General features: G+C 71.6%; 22 protein-coding genes and 1 riboswitch. Of the genes, 11 read left to right on the forward strand and 11 right to left on the reverse strand.

What is annotated here, in order from left to right; all coding sequences use genetic code 11:
- From ACWGQ1_RS14750 to ACWGQ1_RS14780, 7 genes are all read left to right on the forward strand, one after another.
- Positions 1-973, forward strand: a 973-nt coding sequence (locus tag ACWGQ1_RS14750; RefSeq protein WP_452313204.1) for a thiamine pyrophosphate-dependent enzyme, incomplete at its 5' end; no start/stop codon positions are given.
- 1 nt (position 974) lies between these two features.
- A complete protein-coding gene (locus ACWGQ1_RS14755; protein ID WP_247638523.1) occupies positions 975-2,414 on the forward strand; it encodes an aldehyde dehydrogenase family protein in 1,440 nt (479 codons plus the stop codon).
- A gap of 104 nt (positions 2,415-2,518) precedes the next feature.
- The gene (locus ACWGQ1_RS14760) at positions 2,519-4,087 is read left to right on the forward strand and encodes an ABC transporter substrate-binding protein (protein ID WP_452313205.1); all 1,569 of its coding nucleotides are present in this window, start codon (positions 2,519-2,521) and stop codon (positions 4,085-4,087) included.
- A 7-nt stretch (positions 4,088-4,094) separates the two neighbouring features.
- Complete coding sequence (locus ACWGQ1_RS14765; protein WP_452313206.1) at positions 4,095-5,108, forward strand: ABC transporter permease subunit; 1,014 nt, start codon at positions 4,095-4,097, stop codon at positions 5,106-5,108.
- Complete coding sequence (locus tag ACWGQ1_RS14770; protein ID WP_247638524.1) at positions 5,108-7,054, forward strand: dipeptide/oligopeptide/nickel ABC transporter permease/ATP-binding protein; 1,947 nt, start codon at positions 5,108-5,110, stop codon at positions 7,052-7,054. The genes ACWGQ1_RS14765 and ACWGQ1_RS14770 overlap by 1 nt, the downstream gene beginning before the upstream one ends.
- Complete coding sequence (locus tag ACWGQ1_RS14775) at positions 7,054-7,857, forward strand: ABC transporter ATP-binding protein (RefSeq protein ID WP_136029073.1); 804 nt, start codon at positions 7,054-7,056, stop codon at positions 7,855-7,857. The genes ACWGQ1_RS14770 and ACWGQ1_RS14775 overlap by 1 nt, the downstream gene beginning before the upstream one ends.
- Positions 7,857-9,062: an amidohydrolase gene (locus ACWGQ1_RS14780; protein WP_452313207.1), complete on the forward strand. Its 1,206-nt coding sequence runs from the start codon at positions 7,857-7,859 to the stop codon at positions 9,060-9,062. The genes ACWGQ1_RS14775 and ACWGQ1_RS14780 overlap by 1 nt, the downstream gene beginning before the upstream one ends.
- 8 nt (positions 9,063-9,070) lie before the next feature.
- On the opposite strand, the gene ACWGQ1_RS14785 is transcribed toward ACWGQ1_RS14780, so the two are convergent.
- The 3 genes from ACWGQ1_RS14785 to ACWGQ1_RS14795 are packed head-to-tail and all read right to left on the reverse strand — an operon-like array spanning position 9,071 to position 13,417.
- Positions 9,071-10,462 (reverse strand): S10 family serine carboxypeptidase-like protein, encoded by a 1,392-nt coding sequence (locus ACWGQ1_RS14785; RefSeq protein WP_452313208.1) that lies wholly within the window; start codon positions 10,460-10,462, stop codon positions 9,071-9,073.
- A complete protein-coding gene (locus ACWGQ1_RS14790) occupies positions 10,462-11,928 on the reverse strand; it encodes a S10 family serine carboxypeptidase-like protein (RefSeq protein ID WP_452313209.1) in 1,467 nt (488 codons plus the stop codon). Before ACWGQ1_RS14790 ends, ACWGQ1_RS14785 begins: the two co-directional genes overlap by 1 nt.
- A gap of 46 nt (positions 11,929-11,974) precedes the next feature.
- Positions 11,975-13,417, reverse strand: coding sequence for an XRE family transcriptional regulator (locus ACWGQ1_RS14795; protein WP_136029081.1), 1,443 nt, complete (start codon positions 13,415-13,417; stop codon positions 11,975-11,977).
- Between the two features lie 110 nt (positions 13,418-13,527).
- Here ACWGQ1_RS14795 and ACWGQ1_RS14800 point away from each other — a divergent pair, with 110 nt between their 5' ends.
- Positions 13,528-15,393, forward strand: a complete 1,866-nt coding sequence (locus tag ACWGQ1_RS14800; RefSeq protein ID WP_205812660.1) for a phosphoenolpyruvate carboxykinase (GTP) — start codon at positions 13,528-13,530, stop codon at positions 15,391-15,393.
- 142 nt (positions 15,394-15,535) lie between these two features.
- Here the strand turns inward: ACWGQ1_RS14800 and ACWGQ1_RS14805 are convergent, their stop codons facing one another.
- Both ACWGQ1_RS14805 and ACWGQ1_RS14810 read right to left on the reverse strand, forming a co-directional pair.
- A complete protein-coding gene (locus ACWGQ1_RS14805; RefSeq protein WP_247638529.1) occupies positions 15,536-17,428 on the reverse strand; it encodes an ABC transporter ATP-binding protein in 1,893 nt (630 codons plus the stop codon).
- 78 nt (positions 17,429-17,506) lie between these two features.
- Complete coding sequence (locus tag ACWGQ1_RS14810; RefSeq protein WP_452313210.1) at positions 17,507-17,710, reverse strand: AsnC family protein; 204 nt, start codon at positions 17,708-17,710, stop codon at positions 17,507-17,509.
- Between the two features lie 101 nt (positions 17,711-17,811).
- Between ACWGQ1_RS14810 and ACWGQ1_RS14815 the strand changes: the two genes are divergently transcribed.
- The gene (locus tag ACWGQ1_RS14815; RefSeq protein WP_452313211.1) at positions 17,812-18,009 is read left to right on the forward strand and encodes a type II toxin-antitoxin system VapC family toxin; all 198 of its coding nucleotides are present in this window, start codon (positions 17,812-17,814) and stop codon (positions 18,007-18,009) included.
- Positions 18,010-18,099: 90 nt separating this feature from the next.
- On the opposite strand, the gene ACWGQ1_RS14820 is transcribed toward ACWGQ1_RS14815, so the two are convergent.
- Positions 18,100-19,560, reverse strand: coding sequence for an MFS transporter (locus ACWGQ1_RS14820; RefSeq protein WP_452313212.1), 1,461 nt, complete (start codon positions 19,558-19,560; stop codon positions 18,100-18,102).
- A gap of 177 nt (positions 19,561-19,737) precedes the next feature.
- On the opposite strand from ACWGQ1_RS14820, the gene ACWGQ1_RS14825 reads away from it, so the two are divergent.
- Positions 19,738-20,235 (forward strand): metallophosphoesterase family protein, encoded by a 498-nt coding sequence (locus ACWGQ1_RS14825; RefSeq protein ID WP_136036010.1) that lies wholly within the window; start codon positions 19,738-19,740, stop codon positions 20,233-20,235.
- A complete protein-coding gene (locus tag ACWGQ1_RS14830; protein ID WP_206251564.1) occupies positions 20,232-20,759 on the forward strand; it encodes a hypothetical protein in 528 nt (175 codons plus the stop codon). The genes ACWGQ1_RS14825 and ACWGQ1_RS14830 overlap by 4 nt, the downstream gene beginning before the upstream one ends.
- A gap of 85 nt (positions 20,760-20,844) precedes the next feature.
- Here the strand turns inward: ACWGQ1_RS14830 and ACWGQ1_RS14835 are convergent, their stop codons facing one another.
- Genes ACWGQ1_RS14835 through ribD form a run of 5 tightly spaced genes read right to left on the reverse strand, consistent with a single transcriptional unit; the run spans position 20,845 to position 24,660 of the window.
- On the reverse strand, positions 20,845-21,198 hold the full coding sequence (locus ACWGQ1_RS14835) for a Fe-S protein (RefSeq protein ID WP_136029091.1): 354 nt from the start codon (positions 21,196-21,198) through the stop codon (positions 20,845-20,847).
- 54 nt (positions 21,199-21,252) lie between these two features.
- The gene (gene ribH, locus ACWGQ1_RS14840; protein ID WP_136036011.1) at positions 21,253-21,726 is read right to left on the reverse strand and encodes a 6,7-dimethyl-8-ribityllumazine synthase; all 474 of its coding nucleotides are present in this window, start codon (positions 21,724-21,726) and stop codon (positions 21,253-21,255) included.
- The gene (gene ribA, locus ACWGQ1_RS14845) at positions 21,723-22,991 is read right to left on the reverse strand and encodes a GTP cyclohydrolase II (protein ID WP_136029095.1); all 1,269 of its coding nucleotides are present in this window, start codon (positions 22,989-22,991) and stop codon (positions 21,723-21,725) included. The genes ribH and ribA overlap by 4 nt, the downstream gene beginning before the upstream one ends.
- Positions 22,988-23,617, reverse strand: coding sequence for a riboflavin synthase (locus tag ACWGQ1_RS14850; protein ID WP_452313213.1), 630 nt, complete (start codon positions 23,615-23,617; stop codon positions 22,988-22,990). Before ACWGQ1_RS14850 ends, ribA begins: the two co-directional genes overlap by 4 nt.
- On the reverse strand, positions 23,617-24,660 hold the full coding sequence (ribD, locus tag ACWGQ1_RS14855) for a bifunctional diaminohydroxyphosphoribosylaminopyrimidine deaminase/5-amino-6-(5-phosphoribosylamino)uracil reductase RibD (RefSeq protein WP_136036012.1): 1,044 nt from the start codon (positions 24,658-24,660) through the stop codon (positions 23,617-23,619). Before ribD ends, ACWGQ1_RS14850 begins: the two co-directional genes overlap by 1 nt.
- 65 nt (positions 24,661-24,725) lie before the next feature.
- Positions 24,726-24,870: riboswitch (FMN riboswitch) on the reverse strand.
- Positions 24,871-24,899 lie beyond the last annotated feature (29 nt).

Raw genomic sequence — 24,899 nt, forward strand, 5'->3', positions numbered from 1 at the left:
GGCCCCCGTGCTCATGACCGAGAACGGCCGCGGTGCGCTCGACGCCCGCCACCGTCTGGCCTTCGACGCGCTCGCCCTCCGCGCGTTCCGGGAGGACGCCGACCTGGTGCTCGCCGTCGGCACGCGCTTCGTCTCGACGTTCGGCACCCAGGTCGACACGAACGGCGCCCCCGTGATCCTCGTGAACGCGGAGGCCGCCGACCTCGAGGGCCCGCGTGCCGCCGCGCAGACGCTGCACGCCGATGCCCGCCTCGCCCTCGCCGCCCTGGCCGCCGAGGTCGGCACCCCGGCGCGCGACTCGCGGGAGAGCGAGTTCGCCCGCGTGCGCACCTGGCTCGCCGCGCAGTTCGCCGACATCGCCCCGCAGCGCGAGTACCTGTCCGCGATCCGCGGCGCGCTCCCCGAAGACGGCGTCTTCGTGAGCGAGTTCACGCAGGTGGGCTACGCCGCCAGCGCCTGCTATCCGGCGTACCAGCCGCGCACCTACATCGGCCCCGGTTACCAGGGCACGCTCGGCTACGGCTTCGCCACGGCCCTCGGCGTCAAGGCGGCCGACCCCGACCGCGCCGTCGTGTCGGTGAACGGCGACGGCGGCTTCTCCTGGACGCTGCAGGAGCTGTCCACGGCCAAGCGCTACGGTCTCGGCCTCGTGACGATCGTGTTCCACGACGGGTTCTACGGCAATGTGCGCCGCATCCAGAAGAACCGGTACGGGGCACGCTACTTCGCCAGCGACCTCACCAATCCGGACTACGGCACGCTCGCGGAGGCGTTCGGCATCCGCTCCGCACGGGCGACTACCCCGCAGGAGCTCTCGGGGGTGCTGGCCGACGCCGTGCCCGCGAACGAGCCGATCCTCATCAACGTGCCGGTCGGCGAGTTCCCGTCGCCGTGGCACCTGATCCACGAGGGTGTGCCGCGCCCGGCGCCGCTCGCCCCCGATGCGCATCTCGTGCGGCAGGCGGGGGTCTGACATGGTCATCGGGCACGACATCGCCGGCATCAGGGAGGATGCCGCAGGGCAGGCCTCGATCGATGTCGTCAGCCCGGCCGACGGCACCGTGATCGGTGCCGTCGTGGCTGGCGGCCCCGCCGATGTGGATCGTGCGGTGGCTGCGGCCGCGGGCGCGTTCGGCACCTGGTCGACGACGCCGATGTCGCAGCGGATCGCTCATGTCGAGGCGCTCGCCGAGGGGTTGGCGCGCCACCGTGAGCTGCTCGCTGCGACGTTGAGCGCGGAGATGGGGTCGCCGATCGCGTTCGCGCGCTCCGCCCAGGTGGGGGTCGCGATCGCCGACCTCGCCCGGCTGGTCGAGGCCGCCCGCGCGCACGTCGAGCGCGAGGCGGTCTCGAACTCCCTCGTGGTCGCGGAGCCGGTCGGTGTGGTCGCCGCGATCACGCCCTGGAACTTCCCCCTGCACCAGATCATGCTCAAGGTGGGCGCCGCGATCCTCGCCGGCTGCACCGTGGTGCTCAAGCCCAGCGAGGTCGCGCCGCTGAACGCCGCGATCGTGGGCGACATCCTCCGCGAGACCGGGCTGCCGGCCGGCGTCGTGAACATCGTGCACGGCGACGGCGCCGGTGTCGGCTCGCCGCTGGTGGCGCACCCCGGCGTCGACATGGTCACCTTCACGGGTTCGCGCCAGGTGGGGGAGCAGGTGGCGCGCGCCGCCGCCGCGACCATCAAGAAGGTCGCGCTGGAGCTCGGGGGCAAGTCGGCGGCGATCGTGCTCGACGACGCGCCGCTGGACGAGTCCGTGCGGGGCGTGCTCGCCTCGTGCTTCGCGAACGCCGGACAGACCTGCGCGGCGCAGACGCGCGTGCTGGTGCCGGAGGGCATGCGGGAGGCGTGGGAGCGCGCGGCCGTCGAGGCCGCGGCGGGCTGGGCGCCCGGCGACCCGCGCGCGGAGGGGACGGCCACCGGGCCGGTCGCCTCGGCGCTGCAGCGCGAGCGGGTGCGGTCGCACATCGAGACGGCGATCGCCGAGGGTGCGCGCGTGCTGACCGGCGGCCTCGATATCGTCGAACCGACGGCCGGCGGCGCCTACGTGCAGCCCACGATCTTCGCCGATGTGACACCCGACATGAGGATCTTCCACGAGGAGGTCTTCGGTCCGGTGCTCACGATCACTCCGTACGCCACGGTCGATGAGGCTGTCGACCTGGCGAACGACAGCGTGTACGGCCTGTCGGGCGGCGTGTGGTCGAGCGACCCTCGACGCGCCCTCGAGGTCGCGCTGCGCATGCGCACCGGCACCGTCGGCATCAACGGCGCCGGGCTCGACGTGGGGGCTCCCTTCGGGGGGTACAAGCAGTCGGGCGTCGGCCGGGAGTGCGGCGTGCACGGGTTCGAGGAGTTCCTCGAGCTGAAGTCGGTGATGGGCGCCGCCGCCCTTCTCGACGACCACTCGTGACCGGTAACAAACCCGAAACACCGCCGACACGAGGCAATAAAGAGCAATTCATAATATTCAATGAGTTGGAACCCGCCCGAGGGTTCCGTGAAGAGAGGACACCCATGAGACGCAGCATCGTAGCCGCGGTCGTCGGCGTGACGGCACTCGCCCTGACCGGCTGCGCCGGCGGGGGAGACGGGTCAGGAGGCGGAGCGGTCGAGAAGGCCACCATCGCCATCGCCGCCGACCCGGGTTCGCTCAACCCGATCACGAACGCGACGCAGGCGGGGCAGGAGGTCTCGGCCTACCTGTACGAGACCCTCATGTCGTTCGCCCACGGCAAGGACGCCGAGGGCCTGCTCGCCGAGAGCTGGACGGAGTCGACGACCGAGGTGTCGTTCGTGCTGAAGGAGGGGATCGTCTGCACGGACGGCTCCGAGCTCAGCGCCTCCGACGTCAAGGCCTCGTTCGACTACGCCGCAGACCCCGAGACGGCATCGCCCTACTCCGGCGTCTACTTCCCCGCCGAGGGCCTGACCGTCGAGGCCGACGACGCCTCGCGCACCGTCACGTTCACCAGCGCGCAGCCGCAGAGCTTCCTGCTCAGCAACATCGGCCAGATGCCGGTCGTGTGCGCGGCCGGCATCGAGGACCCCGCGTCGCTCGACTCCACCCCCGTCGGCACCGGCATCTACACGCTCGAGGACTCCTCGCCCGGGCAGACCTACACGCTCGCCCTGCGCGACGACTACACGTGGGGTCCCGGCGACGTCACGAGCGACACCGAGGGGCTGCCGAAGACCGTCGAGCTGGAGGTCGTCGACACCGAGCCCACGCGCGCGAACATGCTCCTGTCTTCCGAGATCAACGTCGCCGAGGTCGGCGGCACGGATCGCGACCGGCTGGAGAGCGGCGATCTGTTCACGATCGACGTGCCCGCCCGTCCCGGCCTGATGTTCTTCAACCAGTCGGAGGGACGCCCGACCAACGACCTGCTGGTGCGGGAGGGCATCGCCGGCGGCATCGACCGCGACGAGGTCGCCTCGGTCTCCACCGGTGGTCGCGGCGAGCTGATGACCTCGCTCGTCTCCTCGTTCACCGCGGTGTGCGTCGGGGCGGATGCCACCACGTCGCTGATCGGCTTCGACGCCGACGCGGCGGCCGCATCGCTCGACGAGGCCGGCTGGACCGTGGGCGCCGACGGCGTGCGGGAGAAGGACGGCGCGAAGCTGGAGCTCACCTTCGTCTACCCGTCCACCGAGGCGCAGTCGGTCGTGGCCGGCATCGAGCTCATCCAGCAGCAGCTGGGCGAGATCGGCGTCGAGGTCACTCCGGCACCGTCGTCGTCGTACACCGACGTCATCTTCCAGGGCGGCGACTGGGACCTCATCTGGGCCCCGATCTCCACCACGCTGCCCTCCACCTGGGCCGGCATCCTCTCGGGTCCGTTCCCCCCGGACGGCGGCAACTGGACGTACAACACCAACCAGGAGTTCTTCGACCTGACGGCCGAGGCGCAGCAGCTGGCCGGCGAGGACAGCTGCGACGCGTGGACCGCCGCGCAGGCCTCGGCGATCGGTAACCTCGAGGTGATGCCGTTCGCGGAGTCCACGAGCACGCTGTACGGAGCGGGCGTGGAGTTCGAGGTCACCACCAACGGACTGCTGATCCCGACGAGCCTCCGAGGCTAGGAGCCGCATGCTGGACCACGCGTCCGCCAGGACGGACACCGTGGCGGTGTTTCTTCGGAAGCGCCGCCACGGCAACCCCTGGCTGAGATTCCTCCTCCGCCGCGCGCTGCGCATGCTGGTGGCGATGTTCGTGATCATCGCGGTCGCGTTCTTCGTGCTCAGGGCATCCGGCGGCGACCCCGTGCGCGCCGCACTCGGCGCGACGGCCGACGAGGCCGTGGTCCAGGCCCGGCGCGATCAGCTGGGTCTCAATGACCCGCTGATCGTGCAGTTCTGGAACTATCTCACCGGCATCCTCCAGGGCGATCTGGGCTCGTCCCTCATCACCGGACGGTCGGTGTCGGAGCTCGTGCAGAACCGTCTCCCGGCCACCCTGGAGCTCGCCGGCATCTCGTTCGTGATCGTGCTGCTGGTGGCCGTGCCCGTGGGCCTCGGCATCGCGATCCTCACGCAGGGCAACCGACGCCGCGGCGTCGAGGTGACGTTCACCGGCATCACCGGCGTGATCGCCGCGATCCCGGAGTACCTCCTGGGCGTGGCACTGGTCGTGATCTTCGCGGTGGGGCTGCACTGGTTCCCCGTGGCCGGACGCTCGGGCCCCGCGTCGTACGTGCTGCCGGTGCTGGCCATGACGGTCGCCTCGTGGGCGTCGCTGTCGCGCATCGCCCGCGTCGAGGCGCTGAACACGCTGTCCGACGACTACGTGCGCACGGCCCGCTCCAAGCGCATCCCCGCGTCGTGGCTGTACTTCCGCCACGCGCTGCCCAACATGCTCACCGCCACGCTGACGATCGGCGGCACGCTGCTGTCGACCATGGTCGCCTCCAGCGTGCTCGTGGAGAAGGTGTTCAATTGGCCGGGTCTGGGCTCGGCGTTCGTCGACGCCATCGCCACGAAGGACTACGGCATCGTGCAGGGTCTCGCGCTCGTGTACGCGGCCATCATCCTCGTCATCACCCTCGCGGTCGACATCGTGCTGTCGCTCCTCGACCGGCGCACCACCCTCCTGGAGACGACCTGATGCGCTCGATCCTCACCTTCCTGCGCAACCCGCTCGGCGCGATCAGCACCGTCATGGTGCTCGTGCTGGTGTTCCTCGCGCTGTTCGCCCCGGAGATCTGGGGCGCGCAGGCGAACCAGACCGACACGTCGGCGCTGCTGCAGGGACCCAGCGCCGCGCACCCGCTCGGTACCGACGGCCTCGGGCGCGACCTCCTGCTCCGCACGCTCGTCGCCGCACGGCTGTCGCTGGGGATGGCGCTGATCGCCACCGTCATCGGCCTCGTCTTCGGTCTGCTGCTCGGTGCCCTCCCGTCGGTGCTCGGACCGCGGGTGCAGCGCCTGTTCAGCTCCGTCATCAGCACGTGGCTGGCGTTCCCGGTGCTGCTGGTGGCGATGCTGACCGTGATCCTGCTCGGGCCCAGCTCGTCGTCCGCGGTGATCGCGCTCGGCCTCACGATGGTGCCGTCGTTCGCCCGCCTCGCCCAGACGCTGTCGTCGCGCGTCGGCGGATCGGAGTACCTGGCGGCGGCGCGCATGATGGGCGTCTCGCGCGGACGGCAGTTCACGCGCTACGTGCTGCCGAACATCGCCGAACCCATCATCGTCAACGTCACCCTGTCGATCGGCGGCGGCCTGCTCGCGCTCTCCAGCCTCAGCTTCCTGGGCGTCGGCGTGCAGCCGCCGGACTACGACTGGGGCCGCATGCTCAGCGAGGCGTTCGACCAGGTGTACACCAACCCGACCGCGGTGGTCGGCCCCGGAGTCGCCGTCGTGTTCGCCGGCGTGGCGTTCGGCACGCTGGGCGAGTCGCTCGCCGCGCACCTGCGCAGCCACGGCAAGGGCAGCGTGCTCTCCCGGCGCAAGCTGGGCTCCGCGCCGCGCGTCGAGGCCCGCGAGCGGGTGGCCGACGACGACGCGCTGCTCGTGGTCGACGGCCTGTCGGTCTCGTTCCCCTCGCCGTCCGGCTGGGTGCGTCCCGTGCAGGACGTCTCGTTCTCGGTCGCACCGGGGGAGATCGTCGGCGTCGTCGGCGAGTCCGGCAGCGGCAAGTCGGTGGCGCTGATGGCGGTCGCCCAGCTGTCCGCCGCGGGCGCCGCCGTGACCGCGCAGGAGCTGCGCTTCGATGGCGACGACGTGCTCGACCTGCCGCCCGCCGTGATGAAGAAGCGGCTCGGCACGAAGATCGGCGTCGTGTTCCAGGATTCGCTCACGGCGCTCAACCCGGCGCTGCGCGTGGGCACGCAGCTCGCCGAGATCCCGCGTTTCCACGCCAGGGATGCCCGTGGCGCCGCACATCAGAAGGCCGTCGCCGCGCTGAAGGACGTCGCGATCGACGAGCCGGAGCGGCGCTCCCGGCAGTTCCCGCACGAGTACTCGGGCGGCATGCGGCAGCGCGCGCTCATCGCGATGTCGCAGATCGGCAAGCCGCGACTCATCATCGCCGACGAGCCCACCACGGCCCTCGACGTCACGGTGCAGCAGCGTGTGCTCGCGCTACTCCGCCGCGAGTGCGAGGAGACCGGGGCGGCCGCGATCGTGGTGTCGCACGACATCGCCGTGCTCGCCGAGCTGTGCCAGCGCATCCTGGTGATGTACGCGGGACGCATCGTGGAGGACGTGGATGTGCGCCTGCTCGCGACGCCCGAGAAGCTCGCGCACCCATACACGCGGGCGCTCGCCGAGTCGCTGCCCGACCTCGACACCGATCGCACCCAGCCGCTCGCGACGATCCCCGGCGAGCCGCCGGACCTCTCGCTGCCGCTCGTGGGCTGCGGGTTCGCTCCGCGCTGCCCGTTCGCGACCGAGCAGTGCCGCACGGTCACCCCGGAGCCGGTGGCCCACGGTCACGGCGGTCGCGTGGCCTGCTGGCACCCGCAGGACGGCGTGCCGATCGAGGGCATCCTCGGCGAGCCGGTCGTGCTCACCGGGTCGCAGACCACGCAGACCACGCAGGAGGTGCGCTGATGGCCGAGCTCGTCGTCGACGATCTGGTGGTGACCTTCGGGCACGGCGACTCGTCCTTCAACGCCGTAGACGGCGTGTCGCTCACGGTGCCGCACGGCAGCATCGTCGGACTGGTCGGGGAGTCCGGCTCGGGCAAGTCCACCATCGCGCGCGTGATCGCCGGTCTCCAGCCGGCCACGGCCGGACGCCTGCTGCTCGACGGCGAGGAGCTGCGACCGGCGACCGGGCGGCAGCGCCTCGCGCGCGCCCGCGACGTGCAGATGATCTTCCAGGACCCGTACTCCTCGCTGAATCCGCGCATGACCATCGGCGATACGCTCGACGAGGCGCTCGCGCTGCACGGCAGCGGCAACGCCAAGGCGCGCGCCGACGGCGTGAAGGAGCTGTTGCGGCTGGTGCGCCTGAAGCCGGGCACGGTCGACCAGTATCCGTCTCAGCTGTCCGGCGGCATGCGGCAGCGCGTCGCGATCGCCCGCTGTCTGGCCGTGAAGCCGCGGCTCATCATCGCCGACGAGATCACGTCGGCGCTCGATGCGTCGGTGCAGGGTGCCGTGCTAAACCTGGTGCGCGATCTGCAGCGCGAGCTGGAGCTGTCGGTGCTGTTCATCACCCACAACCTCGCCGCCGTGCGGTACATCGCCGACACCACGGCCGTGATGCGCAAGGGGCGGATCGTCGAGCACGGCGACGCGGACGAGATCGTCTCGAATCCGCAGCACGCCTACACGCAGTCCCTCGTCGCCGCGATCCCGCGCATCCAGAACGCCGGCACCGACCACCTCCTGCACGCGATCGGACACTGATGACCCTGCTCCACCCCACCACCGGTCTGCGCGACGACGCCCGCGATCTGCTCCCCGGTCTGGTCGGCCTGCGCCGCGCGATCCACGCCGATCCGGAGCTCGGGCTCGAACTGCCGCGCACGCAGCGGCGGATCCTTGATGCGCTCGAGCCGCTGGGCGCCGAGGTGACCCTCGGTGCGGGACTGAGCTCGATCGCCGCCGTCATCCGCGGCGCGCATCCCGGCCCGACCGTGCTGCTGCGCGCCGACATGGACGCACTGCCGCTCACCGAGGAGACCGGTCTCGACTATGCCGCCACGGGGGAGCGCATGCACGCGTGCGGACACGACCTGCACGTGGCGGGTCTCGTCGGCGCGGCGCAGCTGCTCGCCGCCCGTCGCGACGAACTGCACGGCGACGTGCTCCTGATGTTCCAGCCGGGCGAGGAGCTCGGCGACGGTGCCGCCCGCATGCTGGCCGAGGGACTGCTCGACGTCACCGGCTCGCGGCCGGTGGCCGCGTTCGGCCTCCACGTGGTCCCCGGTGAGTTCGGCGTGTTCTCCACGCGACCCGGTGCGCTGATGGCGGGCGCGATCGAGGTGGAGGTCACGATCACCGGGTCCGGCGGACACGCGTCGGCCCCGCACCTCACGCGTGACCCCGTGCCGGTGGCCGCGGAGCTCGTGACGGCGCTGCAGGCGTTCGTCACGCGGCGCTTCGACGTGTTCGACCCGGTGGTGCTGAGCGTCACACAGCTGCACGCCGGCGGACCCGCCCGCAACATCATCTCCGACACGGCGTCGCTCGTGGCGTCGGTGCGCGTGCTCTCGCACGAGAACAGCGCCCGCGTGCAGACCGAGATCCCCGCCCTGGTGCAGGAGATCGCGGCGGCGCACGGCTGCACGGTCGAGGTCGACGTCACCATCCTGTGCGCGCCCACCGTGAACGACCCGCAGGCCGTCGCGCACGTGCGCAGCACCCTGAGCGGCCTGTTCGGCGAGGAGCGGGTGTGGGAGACCGCACACCCCGTGATGGGGTCGGAGGACTTCTCGTTCGTGCTGGAGCAGGTGCCGGGCGCGTTCCTGTTCCTGCGCGCCACCCCCGCCGAGGTCGACCTGGAGACGGCGTCCCCGAACCACTCGCCGACCGTCGTGTTCGACGACGCGGTGCTCGCGGATCAGGCCGCGGCGCTCGCCGCCCTCGCCCTCGGCCGCCTCAGCGCCTGAGACCTGCCTCAGGCCGTCAGGAACGCGCGGAGGTCGGCGTTCAGCTGCGCCGCGACCGCCGGGTCGCTGTACATCATGTGCCCGGCCCGGTACCAGTGCGAGGTGGTGCGTTCGCGGGGCAGGCCGAAGTGCCGCAGCAGATGGTCGGCGGCCCCCACGGTGGTCAGCGCGTCGTACACGCCCGTGCCGAGGAAGAGCCGCGCGTGCGGGTTCTGCTTCATCCACCGCGAGAGCCGCGCCGGGTAGGGGTAGGTGTGGAACGGCGACGGTCGGCCGTAGGTGGGGAACGCGGCGCCGCCCTGCTCCTGCCAGTCCCAGTCACGGCCGGCCTCGGTGTCGACGACCCGGTACGGTCGCGCGGAGTCGTCGCCGAACACGTCGAGCCGCAGACGCGACAGCCCGGTGACGTAGCGCGGGGAGAGCGCGGTGTCGGCGGGGTCGTGGCCGAGCTCGCCGACACGGCGGTCGGCGGCGGGGGCACGGTAGCGACTGTCCGTGACGCCCAGCACCTGGCCCTCGAGCAGCCGTTCGCGGAAGTCGGTCTTGCTGATCCACAGTCGGTCGCGCACGAGCTCGTCGGCGGGGAGGCCGACCATGGCGGACAGCCGCTCGGCGACCGCGTCCCGGTCGCCCGCCGGCAGCTCGTCGCCCTGCAGCATGGCCGCGGCCAGGTCGCCGCGCGCGAAGTCGAGGGCGTCCGCGATGGCGCCCTCGACCGTGGCGTGCCCGCGCGACCCCGTGCCGTGGTACCAGGCGGTGGCGGCCTTGTAGGGCAGGTTGGCGAGGGCGCCGACGATGCTCCCCGGCCGGTCCTGCGTCTCCTGGATGTTCACCGCCTGACCGAGCAGCGCGATCCCGGCCAGGGGCGCCGTGTCCATGCTGTGCGGGTTCGTCGCCAGGAACGCCGCGCGCAGCGTGCCGTAGCTCTCGCCGAGGAAGTACGTGGGCGCGTCCCAGCGGCCGTGCCGGTCGCGCCAGTCGCCGATCGCGGCGGCGACCGCGTCGGCGTCGCCCTCCACGGTGCGGAAGAGCGAGCGGTCGGCGTCGTCCGCGAACGTGCCGAAGCCGGTGCCCGGTGCGTCGAGGAACACGAGGTCGGCGACGTCGAGGATGCTCGACGGGCTCTCCTCGATGCCGTACGGCGGCTGGCCGGCGTCGTCCGGGTCCACCGGGACGCGCGCCCGCCACGGTCCGATGCCGCTCAGGTGCAGGTAGATCGACGAGACGCCGGGCCCGCCGTTGGTGAGGAACAGCACCGGCCGGCCGGGTGCGTCGACCGTATAGCTGAACGCCGACAGCGTGCCCTGCGGCGTGCCGTCGGAGCGCCGCAGCGGCAGCTCCTCCACCCGCGCGACGTACTCCCGCTCTCCGAGTCGGCCCGTCGTCTCGCGTGCGCTCATCAGCGCGCGGTGGCGTCGCGGTAGAAGTCGTCGAGGTCGCTCTTCATGCGCACGACGGCATCTTCGTCCACGAACGTCATGTGGCCGGACTCGTAGAACGCGAAACGGATGTTGTCGCGCAGCGCGGGGGCGAGGTACAGGTGCGCCACGTCGACCTCCGGCCCGAAGAACGGGGTCGCGAGGTCGTAGTACCCGCCCATCACGAACACGCGGAGGTTCGGGTTGCGCCGCACCGCCGCCGACAGGTCGAGCGACACGTCGGGCACGAGCTGGGGGGCGTCGACGCCCGGCGCCTTGTGCTTCCAGTCCCAGGCCCGCGAGATGGGCATGTTGTGCAGGTGCCGGTAGTGCAGGTCGCTGGTGTAGCCGATGTCGTCGACGAGGTGCGCGCGGTAGGTCGACAGGTGCGCGCTGTTCACCCCGGCGGTGGCGGCGTCGTCGGTGGCGGGGTCGTGCGAGCCGCCGCCCACCACGTACTGGTGCTCGGCGGTGAAGCGGGTGTCGAAGCGGCCGATCACGCGACCCTCGTCGGCGAGCAGCGCGTAGCGGTACTGCTCCATGCCGATGCGGAAGTGGTGCTTCTTCAGGTAGTCGGCATCGAGACCGACGAGGGCGCTCATGCGCGCGGCGACCTCGTCTTCGACCTCGGACGGGATCAGGTCGCCCTGCAGCAGGGCGGCCGCGAAGGGTCCCTGCGCGAAGGCCCTGGCCTCCACCAGGAACGGCTCCAGCTCGGTGTGCTCGGTGCGCGCCCTGCCGTGATACCAGGCGGTCGCGGCGAACGAGGGCAGCAGGTTGATGTACTCGCGCGGACCCCCGAGGTTGCTCTCGCCCCAGTTCAGCACGGTGGACAGCAGCACGACGCCGTTGAAGTCGAGGCCCTGGTTCTGCAGGCGGTGCACGAGGGACGCGGCGCGCGTGGTGCCGTACGACTCGCCGAACAGGAACCGCGGGGCGTTCCAGTTGTTCGTGAGGGTGAGCCACCGGGTGATCGCCTTCGCGAACGCGTCGACGTCCTGGTCGACGCCCCATACCTGCGCGGGCGCGGTGTCGCCCAGCAGTCGCGAGTAGCCGGTGCCGGGGGCGTCGATGAAGACGAGGTCGGACTCGGTGAGCAGCGTGTGCGGGTTGTCGCCCCACGCGTAGGGAGCGGGTGGGGTCGCCTTCGGCGTGTTGGTGGGGGTGCGCTTGACGCCGAAGCCGCCGATGTTGAGCCACAGGCTGGCGGAGCCGGGTCCGCCGTTGAACAGGAAGGTCACCGGGCGCGGCGCAGCGCCCTCCTCGCGGTCGGCCACGTAGGACGTGTAGAAGACGCTGGCGAGCGGGGTGTGCTCGTCGTCGCGCACGATCACGGTGCCGGCGCCCGCCGTGTAGTCGAGCGTGCGTCCACCCGCCGTGATGCGGTGGCGGCGCGAGGTGAACGTCTCGGTCGCTGCGGTGTCGGCGGCGGGGGTCTGCTCGGTCACGGGGCTCCCTGGGAGGCTGGCAATGAGTGAATTGAATATATCTTAATCACTCGCTCGCGTGCCGCGCGAGGAAGTCGTACACCTCGTTGTCGTCCACGCCGGGGAAGGCGCCGCGGGGGAGCGGCGAGAACATGTGCGTGTGCACGCGGGCGCTCGGCCACGCCCGCCCCTGCCAGCGCTCGGTCAGCTCGGTCGAGGGGCGCCGGCAGCACGCCTCGTCGGGGCAGGTCGACACGGCGCGGTCGCTCGTCTCCCTGCCCCGCCACCAGCGGGCGTCGTCGAACGGCACGCCGACCGTGACGGAGAACTCGCCGTCGGTGGAGGAGCCGGTCTGGGTGGAGCACCAGAACGTCCCGGACGGGGTGTCGGTGTACTGGTGGTGCTCGACCGTGCGGTTCTGCTGCGTGAAGGCGGAGCGCGCCTGGAACTTGCGGCACACGCGCTGGCCCTCGACGGCGCCGGTGACGTCCATCGGCAGCGGCAGCCCGTCGTTCTCGTAGACGCGGGTGATGGCTCCGGTCGAGTCGACGCGCAGGAAGTGCAGCGACATGCCCAGGTGCTGCGTCATCAGGTTGGTCATCCGCATGCCGGCGGCCTCGTGCGTGACGCCGAAGCCGTCGCGGAAGTCCTCGACGGCGAGGTTGCGGTCCTTCTTCGCCTGCTGCAGGAAAGCGACGGCGGCGGTCTCGGGCATCAGGCAGCAGGCGGCGAAGTAGTTGATCTCCAGGCGCTGCTGCAGGAAGTCGGCGTAGTCGGTGGGCGGGGTGTGCCCGAGCAGGCGGTGGGCCATGGCCTGCAGTGCCATCGAGCGCAGGCCGTGTCCGCCGGGGATGGAGGCGGGCGGCAGGTAGATGCGGCCGTTCTCGAGGTCGGTGACCGAGCGGGTGGAGTGCGGCAGGTCGTTGACGTAGATGAGCTCGAAGCCGAGCTTCTCCGCCATGATGCTCACGGTGCGGTGGGTGAGGGCCCCCTGTGTGTGCCCGGCCGCCTTGAGCTGCTTCTCGGCGAGCTTCTCGATCTCGGGCAGGTAGTTGTTCTGTGCGCGCATCCGCAGCCGCAGCTCGGTGTTCGCACGCCTGGCCTCCTCGGGGGTCGCGATCGCCTCGCGCTCCCTCCGCTGCAGCTCGTTGTGCAGCCCGAGGATCGACTCGATGGTCTCGTCGCTCATGCCCTTCGTGACGCGCACGGGAGCGACGCCGAGCTGGCGGAACACCGGGCTCTCCTGCGCGCGCTCCAGCTCGATCTCGAGCGCCGCACGGCGGTTGGGTGGCTCGCCGGAGATGAGGTCGGTGACCTCGGTGCCCGTGGCGTGCGCGATCGCCTGGAGCAGGGAGAGCTTGGGCTCGCGCTTGCCGTTCTCGATGAGGCTGAGCTGCGAGCCGGCGACCCCGACGACGGCGCCGAGCTCGTCGAGCGTGTACCCCTTCTGCAGGCGGTGGTGGCGGATGCGGTGACCGAGCGTCGTGAGGTGGAGTCCGGAGGGCGGCATGGTTTTGAGTGTAGCGAAAGAACATCGATTCTTTCGGCCCGATTTGTCCGAAAGTCGGGGTGGAGGCGGAAGAAGATAGGTGCAACGCCCCACACTTCTAAGGAGCAGTCATGGCCATGGCCGAAGTCATCACCCCCCGCACGTCTCCCGTCGCGACGATGCGCACGTTCGGCACGGCCCCCTCCTCCGACACCCCCGCGATGGCCGAGCTGCTCGCGTGGGTCGAGGAGATCCGGGCGCTCACCCAGCCCGACGCCGTGCACTGGGTCGACGGCTCCCGCGCCGAGAACGACTGGCTGCTGCGCGGGCTGGTCGACGAGGGCAAGCTCATCAAGCTCAACCCGGAGTGGCGTCCCGGCTCGTACCTCGCCCGCTCGCACCCGAGCGACGTCGCCCGTACCGAGGGGCGCACCTTCATCGCCTCGGAGCGCGAGGAGGACGCCGGTCCCACCAACAACTGGGCGGACCCCGCCGAGATGCGCGCCACCATGACCGAGATCTTCGCGGGCTCGATGCGCGGTCGCACGATGTACGTCGTCCCGTTCTCGATGGGTCGCGTCGGCGGACCGCTCTCGCACATCGGCGTGCAGATCACCGACAGCGCCTACGCGGTCGCCTCGATCGGCATCATGACCCGGGTGGGCGACGCCGTCACCCGCCAGATCGCGGACGGGGCGCCGTGGGTCAAGACGGTCCACTCGGTGGGCGCTCCGCTGGCCGCGGGCGAGCCCGACGTCGAGTGGCCGTGCAACGACGAGAAGTACATCGTGCACTTCCCCGAGACGCTCGAGGTCTACTCGTACGGCTCGGGCTACGGCGGCAACGCGATCCTCGCGAAGAAGTGCTTCGCGCTGCGCATCGCCTCGGTGATCGCCCGCGACGAGGGCTGGCTCGCCGAGCACATGCTGCTCATCCGCGTGATCGATCCGCAGGGCACGGCCTACCACGTCGCTGCCGCGTTCCCCTCGGCGTGCGGCAAGACGAACCTCGCGATGCTGCGTCCGACGATCCCGGGATGGCGGGTCGAGACACTCGGCGACGACATCGCCTGGATCCGTCCGGGCGAGGACGGGCGCCTGTGGGCCATCAACCCCGAGGCCGGCTTCTTCGGTGTCGCGCCGGGCACGGGCGAGTCCACCAACGTCACGGCCGTCGAGACGCTGTGGGGCAACACGATCTTCACGAACGTCGCGCTCCGGCCCGACGGCGACGTGTGGTGGGAGGGGCTGACCGACGAGGCGCCCGCGCACCTGATCGACTGGGAGGGCAACGACTGGACGCCCGACTCGGGTCGTCCGGCGGCGCACCCCAACTCGCGCTTCACGGTGTCGGCGGCGCAGTGCCCGCAGATCTCGGAGGACTGGGAGGAGGCCGTGCCGCTCGACGTGATCCTGTTCGGCGGGCGTCGCGCGAGCAACGTCCCGCTCGTGGTGGAGGCCACCGACTGGACGCACGGCGTGTTCCTCGGCTCGAACATCTCGTCCGAGCGCACCGCGGCGGCCGAGGGCACCGTGGGCGAGCTTCGCCGCGACCCGTTCGCGATGCTGCCGTTCTGCGGCTACAACATGGCCGACTACTTCGGGCACTGGCTGAAGGTGGGCCGCGGCCTGCGCTTCGACCGGGCACCGCGCATCTTCCAGGTCAACTGGTTCCGCCGCGGGGCCGACGGTCGCTTCCTGTGGCCCGGCTTCGGCGACAACTCCCGCGTGGTCGACTGGATCATCCGCCGCATCTCGGGCGCCGTGCCCGCCGTGGACAGCCCCATCGGACGGCTGCCGCGTGCGGAGGACCTCAACCTCGACGGGCTCGACCTGCCGGCGGAAGACCTGGAGGAGCTCTTCTCGGTCGACCCGGAGGCGTGGAAGGTCGAGGCCGACCTGACCGAGGAGTTCTACGACACCTTCGGCGACCGCGTGCCCGCGGCGCTGCGCACCGAGCTGGCCTCGCTGCGCTACCGGCTCGCGAAGGCGTCGTAGCCCCCAGACCGGTGCCGGTTCGGGGGAGCCGGCACCTTCGGGCCCCCGTGGCCCCCAGACCCGCGAAGGCGGGGCGTCGGAGACGAACCCATGGCTGAGTGGTCTCCGGCACCCCGCCTTCGCGTTGCCCGTGGGAGTGCGGTCAGGCGAGGAGCTGGTGACGCGCGAGGTCGCGGTACAGCGGCGTCGACTCGACCAGCTCCGCGTGGGTGCCCTGGCCGACGACCGTGCCGTCCTGCAACACGACGATGAGGTCGCTGTCGACGACCGTCGACAGCCGGTGGGCGATCACGACGAGGGTGCGGTCGGTGGACGCCGCCTCGATGGCCTCGCGCATGCGCTGCTCGTTCACGCCGTCGAGCGACGACGTGGACTCGTCCAGCAGCAGGATCGGGGCGTCCGTGAGCAGTGCGCGCGCGATCGCGAGGCGCTGGCGCTCGCCGCCCGACAGCATCACGCCGTCCTCGCCGACCGGGGCGTCCACGCCGAGGGGGCTGCGTTCGAGCACGTCGCCGAGGTTCACGGCGCGCAGCACCCGCTCGCAGTCGGCGTCGCTGGCGTCGGGCGAGGCGAGGCGCAGATTCTCGGCGAGGGTGCCGGCGAGGGTCGGGGCGTCCTGCTCGACGTAGCCGAACTGCGCGCGCAGCTCCTCCCGCGGGTACGTGCGGGCGTCGTGGCCGTGTACGCGGATGGAGCCGCCCGTGGGGTCGTAGAAGCGCTCGATGAGCGACAGGATCGTGCTCTTGCCCGCGCCGCTCGGACCGACCAGCGCCACCCGGGCGCCGCGCGGCACCGCGAACGACACGCCGCGCAGCACCTCGTGATCGGCGGCCTCGGCGTCGGCGGGCACCGGCGCGGCGGAGTCGAGGTGAGCGTCGGCGAGCAGATCCTTGGCCGCCTTCGCCGCGGCCTGTCGTGCGGCCACGACGTTCGCGGGGTAGCGGAAGCGCACATCGCGGAACTCGATCGCGGGCGCCGTGGGATCGTCGGCCTCGCGGGGGATCGAGGCGGCGGTGGCGGCGTCGTCCTGCGACTCGGTGGGCAGGTCGAGGACCTCCTGGATGCGGCCGAGCGCGCCGAGGGCCTGGTTCACCGAGGTGATCGCCCCGAACGTGGTCGCGAGCGGCATCACGAGCAGGAACAGGAACATGATGAACGCGATCAGCGAGGCGATCGTGATGGCGCCGGCGGCCACACGGAACCCGCCCACGCCCAGCACCACCAGGAGTGACAGCTGCAGGGCGATGCCCGAGACCGGCACCACGAGAGACGAGATCTTGGCGATGCGCACACCGATGCCGTAGGCCTCGGCGGCCCGGTCGGAGACGGCTGCGGTCTCGCGCTCGGTCGCCCCCGAGGCGCGGATGGTGCGGATCGAGCCCACGGCACGCTCGACGCCGGAGGCGAGTTCGCCCACCTTCTCCTGCTGGGCGGTCGACGCGGTGCGGATGCGGCCGCTGAGCGACACCACGACCACGACCGAGACGCCGATCACGACCACGATGAGCAGCAGCAGCACCGGATCGATCAGCAGCATCGCGACCAGGGCGCCCACGAACAGCACCGCGCTGCCGACCGCATCGGCGAGACCCTGCGTGAGCACGGCGTACAGCAGGGTGGTGTCGGTGCCGACGCGCGAGACGAGGTCGCCGGTGCGGCGGGCGTCGAACTCCGCGGTGGGCAGGTGCAGGATGCGCGCGATGAGCTTGCGCCGGCTGGAGTACACGACGGCCGTGCCGGTGCGCTGCAGCAGGTAGTGCTGGAAGCCCGAGATGATCGATGACACGATCACGAAGCCGACGAGCAGCCACACCAGGACCCCGATCGTGCCGTCGGTCTGCACGGCCTCGATGACCTGGCCGACCAGCACCGGCTGCACGAGCGAGGTCGCCGCGCCGATGACGCTGAGGATCGCGACGACGATGAGGGTGCGCTTGTGCTCGAACAGGAAGGGGAGGAGCTGACGGAAGGTGGCGCGCGGGCCGTCGGGCTGTGCGCCCCGGCGGCGTCGGCGTGCTGTCGCCGTGGTGGACATGCGGGACCTCGATCTGGAGAGGGGGTACTTCGACCGTACTCGGGGGACGGTCGCTTCCTATGCGGCTGCTGTATGCACTCAGTGGCGTCCAAAGCGGCGATGCGCGGCCTGCTTGGTCACGCCCAGCGCGCTGGCGATCGCCTGCCACGAGTAGCCGTCGTTGCGCGCGCGGCGCACCTGCGCCTCCTCGGCGCGAGCGATCTCGATGCGGAGCCCGGCCAGGCGGTGCAGCTCGGCGAGCGGTTCGCCGCCCTCGGCCTGGGCGGTCGTGGTCGTGTTCATCGGACACCTCCTGCGTCAATGATCGTTGACGCACGCCACCGTTGTCAATCTCTGTTGACGCACGGTGTCCACAGATCGCGAACGCTGCGCATGCGCACCACATGCGATCGGGGCATGGGCAGATCACCCGCCACCCGCTGCGCCGCCTGATCCCGCGTATCTGGACGCTGCGCGAGGAGATCTCCGCATACGACGCCGGCTCCGTCGCGCTGGCGGAGGCGCTCGGCGTCCCGCTGCTCACGCTCGACCGCCGGCTGGCGAAGACCGCGGTGCGGTACTGCGACGTCGTCGTCCTCTGAGCCCTCCCGCCCGCGGACGGCGGCCCGGATACGCGGGAACGGCCGCACCTCGCAGGGAGGGCGGCCGTTCCGGGGTGCGTCGTCGGGCGCTCAGAGCTCGGCGGAAGCCGCCAGCCCCAGGTCGTCCTCGTAGTCGTGGTCCTTCGTCTCCGGCGTGAAGATCAGCGCCACGAAGGTCAGCACGGCCATCGAGGAGAGGTACACGCCGACCAGCCACGGCTCGCCGCCGACCGCCGCCCACAGCGCCACGGCGATGAACGGGGCCACGGCCGCGCCGAGGATCGACGACACGTTGTACGCGATCGCGGAGCCCGAGTAGCGCACGTTCGTGGGGAACAGCTCGGGCAGCAGCGCGCCCATCGGGCCGAACGTCGTGCCCATGAGCATGAACCCGAACACCAGGAACGCCTGCGTGAGCGCACCCGTGAACTTCGGGTCGGCCTGGGGCAGCAGGAAGAGGTTGAACGACAGGCCGAACACCACGATGAGGCCCGTGACCCACAGCAGCAGCTTGCGGCGGCCGATGGCGTCGGCGATCGGACCCGACAGCAGCGTGAAGATGCCGAAGAACACCACGCCGATGATCTGCATCAGCACGAAGTCGGTGTAGCCGAAGCCGAGCCCCGGGTAGAACTGCGCCGCGAACGCGGTGGGGTCGAAGTCCTTGCCGGTGGCCTCCGCGGCGGCGCGGGCGGCTGCCGACGCGGTCTCCACGTCGGCGGCCTTGGTGCCGTACGTCAGGGTGAAGTTCGTCATCAGGTAGAACAGCACGTAGGTCGCCAGCATGATGAACGTGCCGAGGATCAGCTGCTTCCAGTGGTGACGGAAGACGGTCGCCAGCGGCAGCTTGCGGATGGCGCCGGTCTTCTCCGCCTTCTTGAACGTGTCCGACTCGACCAGGCGCAGCCGCACCCACAGGCCGATGATGACCATGACGGCCGAGAACAGGAACGGCACCCGCCAGCCCCACGACAGGAACGCCTCGGACTTCAGCGCCGGGTCCTCGGGGTGGGGCAGGGCGAAGTTGATGGCGAGGAAGATGCCGTTCGCGATGATGAACCCGAGCGGCGCACCCAGCTGCGGGAACGAGCCGTACCAGGCGCGCTTGCCCTTCGGGGCGTTCTCGGTCGCGACCAGCGCCGCGCCCGACCACTCGCCGCCGAGCGCGAAGCCCTGGGCGAGGCGCAGCACGAGCAGCAGCAGCGGCGCGACCCAGCTGATCTGCTGGAACGTGGGCAGCAGGCCGATCACGAAGGTCGCGACGCCCATCGTGAGCAGGGACGCGACGAGCGTCGCCTTGCGGCCGAACTTGTCGCCGAAGTGGCCGAACACGACCGCGCCGATGGGGCGGGCGACCATGGCGGCGCCGAACACGGCGAACGACGACAGCAGCGAGGCGGTGTCGTTGGTGCTGGGGAAGAAGAGCGTCGGGAACACCAGGACCGCTGCCGTCGCGTAGACGTAGAAGTCGTAGAACTCGATGGTGGTGCCGACGAGGCTCGCGGTGATGACGCGCGAGCGGGGATTCGCGGGGGCGGGGGCGCTGCTCATGGGGTCTCTTTCTCGGATGACGCCGCTGGTATACCAGGGACCCGGGCGAGTCTACGCCTTCCTGGGAGTTGCCTGAACGCGGATGACGGCTCCGGCCCCGGCCGTGCGCCGCCCCGTAGAGTCGGAGCACACGACGCGGAACGCACGACGCGGAGCATACGACGCGGGGGAGCCGATATGACGACGCGGATGCTGCTGCTGGCCGACACGCACGTGCCGAAGCGCGCCAAGCGACTGCCCGACGCCGTGCTGCGCGCGGTCGACGAGGCGGACGTCGTCGTGCACGCGGGCGACTGGGTCGACGAGGCCACGCTCGATCTCCTCGCCGACCGCTCCGCGGTGCTGCACGCCGTGTTCGGCAACAACGACGGCCCCGGTCTGCGCGGCCGGCTGCCCGAGGTCGCTCGGTTCCGGGTGGAGGACACGTCCGTCGCGGTGATCCACGAGACCGGGGGCGCGGCGGGGCGGGAGCGACGCATGGACGCGGCGTTCCCCGACGACGACCTCCTGGTGTTCGGGCACTCGCACATCCCGTGGGACACGGTGACCCCGCGCGGCCTGCGCCTGCTGAACCCGGGGTCGCCGACCGACCGCCGCCGTCAGCCCGTGTGCACCCTGATGACGGTCGTGATCGACGGCGCCGACATCGACGCGACCCTCGTGCCGCTCTCGTGAAAGAGCCTCCCGCCGCCTCCGGCCCCGAGGTCGTCGCGGAGCCGCTGGCCTACCGCGCACCGATGCGCTCGCGCGACGACGCGGTTCCCGACGGCGCCGGAGCCGAGCGCGGTCTCACGCGCGGCCTGGTGGGGATGGGAGGACGGCTGGAGCGGGTGCCCTCGTCGCCGGCAGAGGCGCTGTCGGCGGTGGACGCCCGCTGGGGCGAGCGCGCCGCCCGGCGCCTCGAGCGCTTCGTGGCGCTGCCCGAAGGCACCTTCGTCTGGACCCGCGACGGAGACGGCCTGCTCTGGCTCGGACGGCTCGACGGCCCGTGGTGGTACGACGGTTCGGCGGAGGCCGCGGCGGTCGACCTCGTGCACGTGCGGTCGTGCTCGTGGCTTCCTGCCCCCGTGGGCCCGGCCGTGGCTCCCGCCGCCGTCACCGCGACGTTCGCCCGGGGCGGCCGCAACGGTCAGCGCATCGGGACGCCGGGAGCGGGTGCGGCGACCGCGGCGGTGTGGGAGCGCATGGTCGGCGGATGATCCTCGCGGTCGCTCAGACCGCGGAGGTGCGGGGTCAGCGCCAGACGGGTCAGCGCCGGATGGCGGGTCAGCGCCAGATGACGGGTCAGCGCCAGATGACGGCCATGCCGGCGTTGGCCAGCGCGAGGATGCCGATGAGCCAGAACACGGCAGAGGGCACCGCCTCGCCGCGCTTCTGCCGCGCGGAGCCGATGCCCAGGAGCGCACCGATCACGAGGAGCACCACGAGCTTCACGCCGATCTTGACGTAGTTCAGGTCGTACTCGATGCCCCACGGAGCGGCCAGCGCCAGTCCGGCGACACCGGCGATCAGCAGGCCGTAGTCCATCAGCCGGGTGATCTGCCGCTTGCCGCCGAACGCCTGGGCCGCCCAGGCGCCGAACAGCACCGCGAAGCCGATGAGGTGGACGAACACGACGATGTGGCGCAGGATCTCCATGCCCCTCACCGTACGTGAGGGGGGTACTGCGCCGCTAGCAAGGCCGCCCTGACCTCAGCCGCGCAGCTCCCGGATCACGAGGGCCGTGCGCAGCGCAGCGTCCGCCGCCTCCGCGCCCTTGTCCTCCTTCGAGCCCTCGAGACCCGCGCGGTCCAGGCCCTGCTTCTCGTCGTCGAGGGTCAGCAGGCCGAAGCCGACCGGCCGCCCTGCGTCGAGCGACACCCGGGTGAGACCGTCGGTGGCCGCGGCGGACACGTACTCGAAGTGGGGGGTGCCCCCGCGGATGATCACGCCGAGCGCGACCACCGCATCGGCACCTCCGGCGAACGCGGCCTGCGCGGCCACCGCGAGCTCGAACGAGCCAGGCACCCGCACGAGCGTGTGCGACGCCTGCGCCTCGTCGAGCACCCGCTGCGCGCCCGCGATCAGTCCGTTCGAGATGGTCTCGTGCCACGTACCGGCGATCACGACGACCTTCAGTCCCCGCCCGTCGATGCTCCCGGTCTTCGGTGCTCCTGCGCCGCTCATTCCTCGTCCTTCCCGGCCGCGAGGGCCTGGGCGAGCTCTGCCTCGCCGATGATGTGACCCATCCGGTCACGCTTGGTCTCCAGGTACTGGTGGTTGTTCGGGCCGACGCCCACGATCAGCGGCACCTGCTCCACCACGTCGAGCCCGAGCTCGCGCAGCTGGTTCACCTTGTCGGTGTTGTTGGTCAGCAGTCGCACCTTCGACACGCCGAGGTCGGCGAGGATGCCGGCCGCGGCGGCGTAGTCGCGCGCATCGGCGGGCAGCCCGAGCGCGAGGTTCGCATCGACCGTGTCCAGGCCGTCCTCTTGAAGGCTGTAGGCGCGGAGCTTGTTGATCAGCCCGATGCCGCGCCCCTCGTGCCCGCGCATGTAGACGACGACCCCGCCGTCCTGCTCGATCGCGTCGAGCGCGGCGTCGAGCTGCGGTCCGCACTCGCACTTCAGCGACCCGAACGCCTCGCCCGTCAGGCACTCGGAGTGCACGCGCACGAGGGCGGTCTCGCTCAGCTCGCCCGACACGACCGCGATGTGGTCGGTGCCGGTCACGCGATCCTTATAGGCGAGGAACCGGAACGAGCCGTGCTCGGTGGGCACGGTCGCGTCGGCGCGCAGGCTCACCCGGCGACCGCGGTGCGCGGCCGGCGTCGCCCCCGCGGGGTCGATCTCGTTGAGGTGCGCGATGAGCTGCTCGATCGTGATGACGGGCACACCGTCACGCGCGCCCAGCTCGATCAGTCCCGGCAGCCGCATCATGCTGCCGTCCTCCGCCACGACCTCGGCGATCGCGCCGACCGGTCGCAGACCCGCGAGCTTCATCAGCTCGACAGCGGCCTCGGTGTGGCCGCTGCGCTCGCGCACGCCGCCGTCCACCGCGCGCAGCGGCAGCACGTGCCCGGGGCGGATGATGCTCGTCGCGGTCGAGTCGGGGTTCGCGAGCACGTTGAGGGTGCGGGCCCGGTCGCTCGCACTGATGCCGGTGGTCACGCCGTCGGCGGCGTCCACGCTCACCGTGTACGCGGTGGAGCGGGCGTCCTCGCTCGCCGCGACCATGGGCGGCAGGTTCAGCTGATCGGCCAGGTCGGCGGGCATGGGCGCGCACAGGAAGCCCGACGACCAGCGCACGGTCCACGCGACCCACTCGGGCGTCGCCAGCTCCGCCGAGAGCACCACATCGCCCTCGTTCTCGCGGTTCTCGTCGTCGGCCACGAGGACCGGCCGTCCGGCGCGCAGCGCCTCCAGGGCCTCGGGGATGGATGACAGGCTCATCGCGAGCCCCCTTCCGGTGCGGCGCGGAACGCGAGCAGACGCTCGACGTGCCGCGCGAGGATGTCGGTCTCGAGGTTCACGCGGTCACCGACCGCGCGGGTGCCGAGCGTGGTGGCGGCGAGTGTCTCCGGGATGAGCGACACCTCGAACCACGGCTCCGCCTCGTCGGGCGCGCTCACGGCGCTCACGGTCAGCGAGGTGCCGTCCACCGAGATGGAGCCCTTGTCGACCACGAGCGGCGCGAGATCGTGGGGCAGGCCGATCCGCAGCACGCACCACTGCGCACCCGGCCGCACCTCCCGCACCTCGCCGGTGCCGTCGACGTGGCCCTGGACGATGTGCCCGCCGAGCCGCGCGCCCACCGGCATCGCCTTCTCGATGTTCACGCGCGTGCCGACCACGGCCGATCCGATCGCGGCGACGTCGAGCGTCTGCTTCATCACGTCGGCGTCGAACGTGTCGGCGGTCGAATCGACCACGGTCAGGCACACGCCCGACACCGCGATCGACTCGCCGTGCACGGCGTCGGCCGCGGCCCTCGGCGCGCGCACGGTGAGCCGCCAGCCGTCGCCGGACTCCGCGATCGTCGTGATCTCGCCGATCTCCTCGATGATTCCGGTGAACATCACCAGGCACCTTCCTGCTCGGGGGCGTGGGGGTCTGTGAAGCGGGCGACGGCCAGGAGGTCGGCGCCGAGCGGCACCCACTCCTCGACGGTCAGCCGGCGCGCCTCGTCGATGCGGGAGACGCCGATGTCGGTGAGCGCGAGGCGGCCCCCGCCCAGCAGCACCGGTGCGACGTACGCGAGCACGCGATCCGCGAGTCCCGCCGCGACGAACGCGCTGGCCAGGGTCGGCCCGCCCTCCACGAACACGCTGTGGTGGCCGCGATCGTGGAGGTCGGCGAGCACCGCGGGCAGCTCGCGGGTGTCGTAGAAGAGGGGAGCGTGCGGGTGCCGGTGCACCGCCGCGTGTGCGGGCGTCGCGCGGGCGCCGATCACGACCGGCACGGGCTGCCGCGGGTGGAGGGCGTCACCGTCGCGCGCGGTCAGAGCCGGGTCGTCGGCCAGCACGGTGCCGGTGCCCACGACGATCGCGTCGGCCTCGGCACGACGGCGGTGCACGTCGGCGCGCGCCTCGGGGCCGGTGATCCACCGACTGGAGCCGTCGTCCGCGGCGGCACGGCCGTCGAGGCTCTGCGCCCACTTGACCGTGACGTGCGGGCGGCCCAGGCGCTTCGCGGTGAGCCAGGAGGCGATCAGCGCCTCGGCCTCCGCGGCGCGCACGCCCGACTCCACGTCGACCCCGGCGGCGCGGAGCCGCTCGGCCCCGCCGCCGGACACCTCGCCCGGATCGTCGAGGGCGTAGACCACGCGGGCGACTCCGGCCTCGATGAGAGCCACGGCGCAGGGACCCGTGCGGCCGGTGTGGTTGCACGGCTCGAGCGTCACGACCGCGGTCGCCCCGCGCGCGGCACCCGGCGAGAGCTTCGACAGCGCATCGACCTCGGCGTGCGCGGTGCCGGAGCCGCGGTGCCATCCCTCGGCCAGCACCTCACCGGCGGGGGAGAGGAGCACGGCGCCCACCTGCGGGTTGACCCCGCGGGGGCCGCGGGCGGCGAGCTCGAGCGCGCGGTCCATCGCACGCTGCTCGATCGCGGTCACTGCCATCCGTCGTCCTCTCTGCGGCCTCGGGGCTCTCGCAGGGGTGGCGGAACGGACGCACACGCGTGCGCCTCGTGCTGCCTCCCTTCCGGACTAGCGAGGTCACCCTCGCATCACCGTCGGTCCCGGAGTTCCACCGGATCGGCATCCCGATCACTCGAGACGCTCGCGGACTGTCACCGCCGGTTCGGATTCCCACCGACCCCGGAGCACGTTGCTGCTCTGAGTGTACTCAACGCGGTCGG

Source organism: Microbacterium sp. NPDC055599, from assembly GCF_053618975.1.

Excerpts from the sequence above, each read along its gene's own strand:
- ACWGQ1_RS14820 (WP_452313212.1), bottom strand. The coding sequence starts at position 19,560 with ATGAGCAGCGCCCCCGCCCCCGCGAATCCCCGCTCGCGCGTCATCACC.
- ACWGQ1_RS14760 (WP_452313205.1), top strand. The coding sequence starts at position 2,519 with ATGAGACGCAGCATCGTAGCCGCGGTCGTCGGCGTGACGGCACTCGCC.
- ACWGQ1_RS14825 (WP_136036010.1), top strand. The coding sequence starts at position 19,738 with ATGACGACGCGGATGCTGCTGCTGGCCGACACGCACGTGCCGAAGCGC.
- ACWGQ1_RS14765 (WP_452313206.1), top strand. The coding sequence starts at position 4,095 with ATGCTGGACCACGCGTCCGCCAGGACGGACACCGTGGCGGTGTTTCTT.
- ACWGQ1_RS14810 (WP_452313210.1), bottom strand. The coding sequence starts at position 17,710 with ATGAACACGACCACGACCGCCCAGGCCGAGGGCGGCGAACCGCTCGCC.
- ACWGQ1_RS14785 (WP_452313208.1), bottom strand. The coding sequence starts at position 10,462 with ATGAGCGCACGCGAGACGACGGGCCGACTCGGAGAGCGGGAGTACGTC.
- ribD (WP_136036012.1), bottom strand. The coding sequence starts at position 24,660 with ATGGCAGTGACCGCGATCGAGCAGCGTGCGATGGACCGCGCGCTCGAG.
- ribA (WP_136029095.1), bottom strand. The coding sequence starts at position 22,991 with ATGAGCCTGTCATCCATCCCCGAGGCCCTGGAGGCGCTGCGCGCCGGA.
- ACWGQ1_RS14815 (WP_452313211.1), top strand. The coding sequence starts at position 17,812 with ATGCGATCGGGGCATGGGCAGATCACCCGCCACCCGCTGCGCCGCCTG.
- ACWGQ1_RS14755 (WP_247638523.1), top strand. The coding sequence starts at position 975 with ATGGTCATCGGGCACGACATCGCCGGCATCAGGGAGGATGCCGCAGGG.
- ACWGQ1_RS14800 (WP_205812660.1), top strand. The coding sequence starts at position 13,528 with ATGGCCATGGCCGAAGTCATCACCCCCCGCACGTCTCCCGTCGCGACG.
- ACWGQ1_RS14795 (WP_136029081.1), bottom strand. The coding sequence starts at position 13,417 with ATGCCGCCCTCCGGACTCCACCTCACGACGCTCGGTCACCGCATCCGC.
- ACWGQ1_RS14780 (WP_452313207.1), top strand. The coding sequence starts at position 7,857 with ATGACCCTGCTCCACCCCACCACCGGTCTGCGCGACGACGCCCGCGAT.
- ACWGQ1_RS14835 (WP_136029091.1), bottom strand. The coding sequence starts at position 21,198 with ATGGAGATCCTGCGCCACATCGTCGTGTTCGTCCACCTCATCGGCTTC.
- ACWGQ1_RS14850 (WP_452313213.1), bottom strand. The coding sequence starts at position 23,617 with ATGTTCACCGGAATCATCGAGGAGATCGGCGAGATCACGACGATCGCG.
- ribH (WP_136036011.1), bottom strand. The coding sequence starts at position 21,726 with ATGAGCGGCGCAGGAGCACCGAAGACCGGGAGCATCGACGGGCGGGGA.
- ACWGQ1_RS14805 (WP_247638529.1), bottom strand. The coding sequence starts at position 17,428 with ATGTCCACCACGGCGACAGCACGCCGACGCCGCCGGGGCGCACAGCCC.
- ACWGQ1_RS14770 (WP_247638524.1), top strand. The coding sequence starts at position 5,108 with ATGCGCTCGATCCTCACCTTCCTGCGCAACCCGCTCGGCGCGATCAGC.
- ACWGQ1_RS14775 (WP_136029073.1), top strand. The coding sequence starts at position 7,054 with ATGGCCGAGCTCGTCGTCGACGATCTGGTGGTGACCTTCGGGCACGGC.